At 33.7% G+C, this 6,641-nt stretch carries 9 protein-coding genes; 8 read left to right on the forward strand and 1 reads right to left on the reverse strand.

Going from position 1 to position 6,641, the window contains the following annotated elements; all coding sequences use genetic code 11:
* The first annotated feature begins 193 nt into the window (after nucleotides 1-193).
* From LEP1GSC202_RS14100 to LEP1GSC202_RS14135, 8 genes are all read left to right on the forward strand, one after another.
* On the forward strand, nucleotides 194-1,015 hold the full coding sequence (locus LEP1GSC202_RS14100; protein WP_015678428.1) for a hypothetical protein: 822 nt from the start codon (nucleotides 194-196) through the stop codon (nucleotides 1,013-1,015).
* A gap of 275 nt (nucleotides 1,016-1,290) precedes the next feature.
* Nucleotides 1,291-1,668, forward strand: coding sequence for a type II toxin-antitoxin system RelE/ParE family toxin (locus LEP1GSC202_RS14105; protein ID WP_015678431.1), 378 nt, complete (start codon nucleotides 1,291-1,293; stop codon nucleotides 1,666-1,668).
* A complete protein-coding gene (locus tag LEP1GSC202_RS14110) occupies nucleotides 1,634-1,951 on the forward strand; it encodes a helix-turn-helix domain-containing protein (RefSeq protein WP_015678427.1) in 318 nt (105 codons plus the stop codon). The genes LEP1GSC202_RS14105 and LEP1GSC202_RS14110 overlap by 35 nt, the downstream gene beginning before the upstream one ends.
* A 192-nt stretch (nucleotides 1,952-2,143) precedes the next feature.
* Nucleotides 2,144-2,989 (forward strand): DUF5677 domain-containing protein, encoded by an 846-nt coding sequence (locus LEP1GSC202_RS14115; RefSeq protein WP_015678424.1) that lies wholly within the window; start codon nucleotides 2,144-2,146, stop codon nucleotides 2,987-2,989.
* Between the two features lie 196 nt (nucleotides 2,990-3,185).
* Nucleotides 3,186-4,082 (forward strand): restriction endonuclease, encoded by an 897-nt coding sequence (locus LEP1GSC202_RS14120; protein ID WP_015678426.1) that lies wholly within the window; start codon nucleotides 3,186-3,188, stop codon nucleotides 4,080-4,082.
* Between the two features lie 228 nt (nucleotides 4,083-4,310).
* A complete protein-coding gene (locus tag LEP1GSC202_RS14125; RefSeq protein ID WP_156825393.1) occupies nucleotides 4,311-4,862 on the forward strand; it encodes a hypothetical protein in 552 nt (183 codons plus the stop codon).
* Between the two features lie 278 nt (nucleotides 4,863-5,140).
* Entirely contained in the window at nucleotides 5,141-5,890 is a 750-nt protein-coding gene (locus LEP1GSC202_RS14130) for a tetratricopeptide repeat protein (protein WP_015678430.1), read from the forward strand.
* Between the two features lie 219 nt (nucleotides 5,891-6,109).
* Complete coding sequence (locus tag LEP1GSC202_RS14135; protein WP_039929083.1) at nucleotides 6,110-6,496, forward strand: hypothetical protein; 387 nt, start codon at nucleotides 6,110-6,112, stop codon at nucleotides 6,494-6,496.
* A gap of 21 nt (nucleotides 6,497-6,517) precedes the next feature.
* Here the strand turns inward: LEP1GSC202_RS14135 and LEP1GSC202_RS19700 are convergent.
* Nucleotides 6,518-6,641 (reverse strand): IS3 family transposase (locus LEP1GSC202_RS19700; protein ID WP_015678425.1); only part of this gene is annotated, 124 nt, incomplete at its 5' end.

A 6,641-nucleotide genomic window follows, 5' to 3' on the forward strand; every position in this document is an offset into this window, starting at 1 on the left:
ACGTACGTATAACAGCGACTTACCGCTACGCTTCGGCACATGGCCTCGCTCGGCCTCCGGCAAATTCCCCTTCTGGCATTCGCCTTGCGTTCGCAAGCTACATGCCAGTCCCTAACGTCCCGTCGGGACTCAGGGTCGGGGAACTTCGGTAAGTCTAGTTCGTTATACGACATGTCCCAAACAAATTTAAGCAATGACAAGAAAATATTTTTCCTCACGAAATAAGCACAAAAAATTAAGTTTAGAAGATTTATATGAAAAATTACAGAATCTATACTTATATTTCCTCGATAGAGACTACTTCAAAGAAAGTGGAATGAAAAATAAGTATGTCTCAGATGCAATTAAATATGAAGCAGCAGTAAAATTATCTTTTCAACCTTTCCCAATAACGAATTGGGATTTTTATTCAATTACTCCAGAACATATATTTGATACCATTGAATATCTATTTGATAAGATCTCAAAACCTGAAGGATGGATTTATCACCAAAATGATGGAGGGTTTGCATACCAGGACTATGAATCATACAATAAAGAATTGGGACAAAGAGAATTTCAAGAAATGGCAAATATGTTCCTCAATGATTTTGAGGATGGATATGAATTATCTAGTAATGGAGAAATCCTTAGTTTAGGTGAAGATATTGTTAAAGAGATTCTTCTAGCAAACATTCTACCTTATGAAAGTGAAAATGTTGATTCGAAAATACAACATGCAGTTTATAAATGGAGAACAAGAAACCTTTCACTTGCTGATCGAAAGGATATTATACGAGAACTAGCGGATGTTTTCGAATGGCTTAAAAAAACAAAAAATCTTGAAAAAGTTTTAGATAAAAAAGACGATTCGCTTATTTTTGAATTAATCAATAGATTCGAAATCAGACATCATAATCCAAGTCAAAAAGGAAATTATGATAAAAATATTTGGTATTCCTGGATGTTCCACTTTTATCTGGCCACATATCATGCAATTATTCGACTCCTAATTAAAAATGAAGAAAAAGTATAATTTTTAAAAGGAACACGTCGTATAACAGCGACTTACCGCTTCGCTTCGGCACGAGGCCTCGCTCGGCCTGCGGCAAATTGTCCTCCTGGCATTCGCCTTGCTTACGCAAGCTACATGCCAGTCCCTAATGTCCCTCCGGGACTCAGGGTCGGACAACTTCGGTAAGTCTAGTTCGTTATACGACATGTGGCAAAAGTCATTGAAAACTAAAAATTTGGGTTAAAGAAAATAAAAAAAGTATTGATACTGTAACGTTATTCCGTTACACATAAAAAGTGAAAGAATTTACAGCTTATAAAGGCGAAAAATTCACTATTGAATGGTATTTTGACGAAAAAGATAAATCCGATGTTCTAGAATATTTCAATGAACTACCTGATGATTTAAAAATTAAAACTTTGATTTTGTTCAAAAGATTTGCTGATTTTGGAGAAATCAAAGATAAAACTAAATTCAATTTTGAAGGTGATTCTTTATTCGCTTTCAAACCTATTCCACACAGATTTCTTTGCTTTTTTGTTAAAGGAAAGAAAATTATTATTACTAACGCTTTTGTCAAAAAAACTGATAAATTACCGAAAAACGAAAAAATTAGAGCTATCAAAAGAAGGAAAGATTATGAAACAAGAAGTAAAAAAGGCATCTACTACTAAATCTACATTTGATCGTTTGATGAAAGATAAATCCTTCAAAGCTAAATTTGATAAGGAATATGATGCTCTCAATCTTTCTGAAACTTTAATTGAATTAATGGAATCTCAAAAAGTTTCTGTAAGAGAACTTTCTAAAAAAGCAAATGTTTCTAGCACTGTAATTCAAGAAATTAGAAGTGGGAAACAAGGCAACCCTACCCTACTTGTTCTTTCTAAATTAATCCACACTTTAGGTGGAGAGATTGTTATCAAGAAGGGAAAGAAAACTTTAGCTAGTGTATAAGCCACACGTCGTATAACAGCGACTTAACGCTACGCTTCGGGACAGGCCCTCGCTCGGGCTACGCCACATTCCTCTTCTGTCACTCGCTTGCATGCGCAAGCTACGTGCCAGTCCCTAACGTCCCGTTGGGACTCAGGGTCGAGGAACGTCGTTAAGTCTAGTTCGTTATGCGACATGGAATAGCCTCAATTTATGAGCATAAAAAACAATTTCGAAACATTATCAATAGCAATCGAAAAAACAAGCAAATTTCACTTGCAGTTATTAACGATTGTAAATAAAGATCTCTTTCTAATTAATAATTATCTTTCAAGATCTAATGAACTATTAGAAATACGGGACGCAATCTATCTAATAAAAAAATGTTCAGATATATATAACACGACAATATCGTTAATTAAAAACAAAGAACTTTACCAATGCAAAATTTTATATAGAAGTTTAATCGAACATTATCTTAAGGCGCAATACATTATATTCAGTTTAGATAAGGATACAAATTTCTCAAGAAACTATCATTTGTATGGACAAATTGAAGAATTTATAACTTACTTAAAAAATAAAAATATACACAACTTCCTAACGAAATCTCCCTTGCTTAATGAATGGGAAGAAGTTTATAAAAACTTTCCCATAATAAATCAATTAAATAAGAATCAAATTCAATCAGAAATACAAAAATTTAATATAAAAACGATAATCAAAAAAATTGCAGAAATATTTGAGTCATTTCCGCAAATACATGATCATTTTGAGGTTATTCTCGAAAGTTATGCAAGCTGTTCAATGTTCGTTCATGCAAGTCCAAGCGCCGGAGATTACTTTCAAGATAAAAATAATTATAACGATGAAGAATTTTTTGATTTGATTAACATGGTAACAATGCCAATTTTAATGATTTTTGATACTTTAAAAACAATTATTATCTATTCTAGAATGAAATATAATATCCAAACAGAGAGTTTCGATACTCTAAACACCTCACTACATGAAATTGCAGAAAACTTTAAGAATAAAGAGAGTTTTCTATCTCAATAATTCCACGTCGCATAACAGCAACTTACCGCTACGCTTCGGCACAAGGCCTCGCTCGGCCTACGGCAAATTCCCCTTCTGTCACTCGTTTGCAAATGCAAACACCGTGCCAGTCCCTAACGTCCCGTTGGGACTCAGGGTCGGGGAACTTCGGTAAGTCTAGTTCGTTATGCGCAATGGTGCAAAATGTATTTAAAATATGAAAAAGAATAAAAAATCAGAATTTGTAAAATGGATGGGACCAATACTAGATGCTTTGCGTACACTAGGCGGATCCGGAACTCCTAAAGAAGTTTCAAAAAAAGTAGCCGAAATTCTTGATGTACCTGATGAAATTTTAGAAGCAAAATTAAAATCAGGAGTACAAAGATTTCATAATCAAGTATGTTGGGCAAGACAATACCTCGTATGGGAAGGTTACTTAGATTCCACAAAAAGAGGAATATGGACTATTTCAAAAACTGGAGAAAATAAAACCATAGATGAGAAAGAAGGTAGAGAAATATTCCTAAAATGGGTTGATATTCATACTTCTAGAAGAAAAAATAAAGAAGACTCAGATGATGATGAATTAGTAGAATCAATTGATGAAGTTGAATCAATTTCGGATAATAATACATTAATCAATTTAGATCACCGTGAAGAATTGCTTAAAATTCTCAGATTGATGTCATGGCAAAATTTTGAAAAATTTTCACTTCTGTTACTAAGGGAAAATGGGCTTACTGATCTAAAACTAACAGGTGGATCAAAGGATGATGGAATAGATGGTGTTGGGATTTTAAAAGTAAATCCATTCGTAACCTTTAAAGTATTATTTCAATGTAAAAGATATGGTGAAAAAAATCCTGTTCAAAGACAACATATTGCAGAATTTAGAAATTCTTTAATCGGTAGAGCTGACAAAGGAATTTTCATCACAACTAGCTATTTTACTGCAGATGCAATCAGAGAAGCATCACGAGAAGGAGCACAAGCTATCGAACTCGTAGACTCTGAAAAATTAGTTGAATTAATTGAAGAGAATGAACTAGGTTTAAAACCAATTAAATCATTTAAAATAAAATATGAGTTTTTTCAACAATTTGAAAAGTAAAAAGCACCACAGCGCATAACAGCGGCTAACCACTTCGCTTCGGGACTTCGCCCTCGCTCGGCCTTCGGCACATAGGCTTTCTGGCACTCGTTTGCATCCGCAAACTACGTGCCAGTCCCTAACGTCCCGCTTCCGGGACTCAGGGTCAGCCTACGTCGGTTAGCCTATTCGTTATGCGCAATGGCAAAAATAAATTGATAAAAATAGATTCTCATTTAATTTTAAGTTATGAAGACAGTTAAATATTCCTTTTTCTTTACGCTAATTTTATTAATAAGCTTAATTTTCGTATGTAAATCTTCTTCATCAGACAATGGAAAATTACCTGAGCTAAACAAAGAAGACGTTTCTGAGATTAAGTATTTACTCAACAATCATTTTAATTCTTACAATTATTCTATGCCAGAAGCATCTGGAAATGATGAAATTTATATTTCTGAAGATGCAGTCATCAGAATTTTTCCTGATGTAGGAATCTTGATAGATATTCTTTTAGATTATGAAATTTCCGATAAATATGGAAAAATAAAAGATGTGTATAATGACGATTGTTATGAGTTTTACGTGAACTTTAATGTAGTTGGAATGGTAAATGTGACTACGGATGAAGTTACTTTTTATTCACCAAAAAAAATTCAATTCAAGTATGGAATAATCAAAAAAGATGGCAAGTGGAAAATATCATTAGATTCTTATGGTCCGTTTCCATTGCCTAAAAAGGTTTTCCAAACCTATTTCTTAAATAAGAATAAACCGGACATCGCTAATAAATTCGAATAAATTAAATTAAATTTTAAGTAATTTAAATAAAAAAATAGATTAATTTCTCAATTTTTTTCTTTATTGATATGGATATACTCATCCGTAAACCTTGCCACGGCGCATAACAGCGACCTACCGCTACGCTTCGGGACAAGCCCTCGCTCGGCCTACGGCAAATTCCCTTTCTGTCACTCGCTTGCAAACGCAAGCTACGTGCCAGTCCCTAACGTCCCTCCGGGACTCAGGGTCAGGGAACTTCGGTAAGTCTAGTTCGTTATACGCAAGAGGAAAAAATTATGAACAGAAAACATTTAATTATTATATCGTTACTTCTAAACACAGCACTGTATTCAGATGAACAAGAACCATCAATTGTTTGTGCAAAACTCGTTAGACCGGAATTTCCTGCAAAAACTGTAAAACTACTACATATCGATTCGAATGTAAAACCTGGGGACACAGTTCAAATCGGAGATCCTGCGGGTATTTTGTTGCCGTATCCAGATAAAATATCTAAAAAATTTGATTCAAATTATAGAAAATCAGAAATTTTTTACTACGAAAGAAAATATAACGAAGCGCTCAATATTCTTATTCCAGCATTAAAAGAAGAAAAAAATAATCCTTTTTTACTCAACGCTTATGCCAGAACTTTATATACTTTAGGACGAAGGAAAGAGAGTTTTGATACATACAAACTATTAATTTCAATTATTGATAAAGATGAAACTGTCCTTCCTGATGGATCTTATGAAAATGTGGTCATTGATACTTATTTTCTTGAAGCATACTGGAAAATTAGCACTATTTACCTGGATTATCAGGATTTTAAAAAATCAATTTACTATAATAGAAAAATGCTCGATGTAATCACTTTGGGTAATACTTACTACGATCCTAATACTATGGACTATAATATAGGGGCAGTGACATTTCTTGCTGAAGCATACTATTTCTTAAATATGAAAAACGAAAACCATTTCTATGCTTGTGAAACTTTCAAGCTAGACAGAAATAATAAATACATTTTAAAATTTATCTTATAGAATATCTTTCCTCCTTCGTATAACAGCGACTTACCGCTACGCTTCGGCACAGGGCCTCGCTCGGCCTACGGCAAATTCCCCTTCTGGCATTCGCCTTGCCTTCGCAAGCTACATGCCAGTCCCTAACGTCCCGCAGGGACTCAGGGTCGGGGAACTTCGGTAAGTCTATTCGTTATGCGCAATAAGCAAAAATAACAATGAATAGAAGGAAACATGAGAATGGAAACAAATGTTAAAAAAAGCAAAAGACCTACTTGGATATCAGCTACTGGAATAATAGGTATTATTTTTTCTATCATTGGGTTATATGCTGGTGTAGAAGATCTATTTACACCTCAAATAATAGACAAACAAAAAGAAATATTTGAAAATTTTGAAACAAAAACAAAAGAACCAAATAAAAAAAATGTTATAAACAATAACATAAAAAAGGCTACATCTGATTTATTTAGTTCTTTCAATGAGATGATTGAAAAGCCTATTTGGTATGAAAAATGGATGATTTACACTGGTGTTATGACGCCTCTAGTCCTTAATATATCGTTACTCTACATTTGCATAAATCTACTTTCTCTTAAATCTTCTGCTGTGGTAATGTTTTACTGAAGTTCCTAAGTAAAAATATACTCACGAATAGGCATGAAATTCATTTTCAAATGTAACAGGAGCTTTGTATCCAATTTTAGAATGCAAACGCTTTCTGTTATAAAAAACCTCGATATACTCAAATAGAGAACTTCGAGCCTGTTCT

The organism is Leptospira yanagawae serovar Saopaulo str. Sao Paulo = ATCC 700523 (assembly GCF_000332475.2).
Taxonomy (GTDB): Bacteria; Spirochaetota; Leptospiria; order Leptospirales; family Leptospiraceae; genus Leptospira_A; species Leptospira_A yanagawae.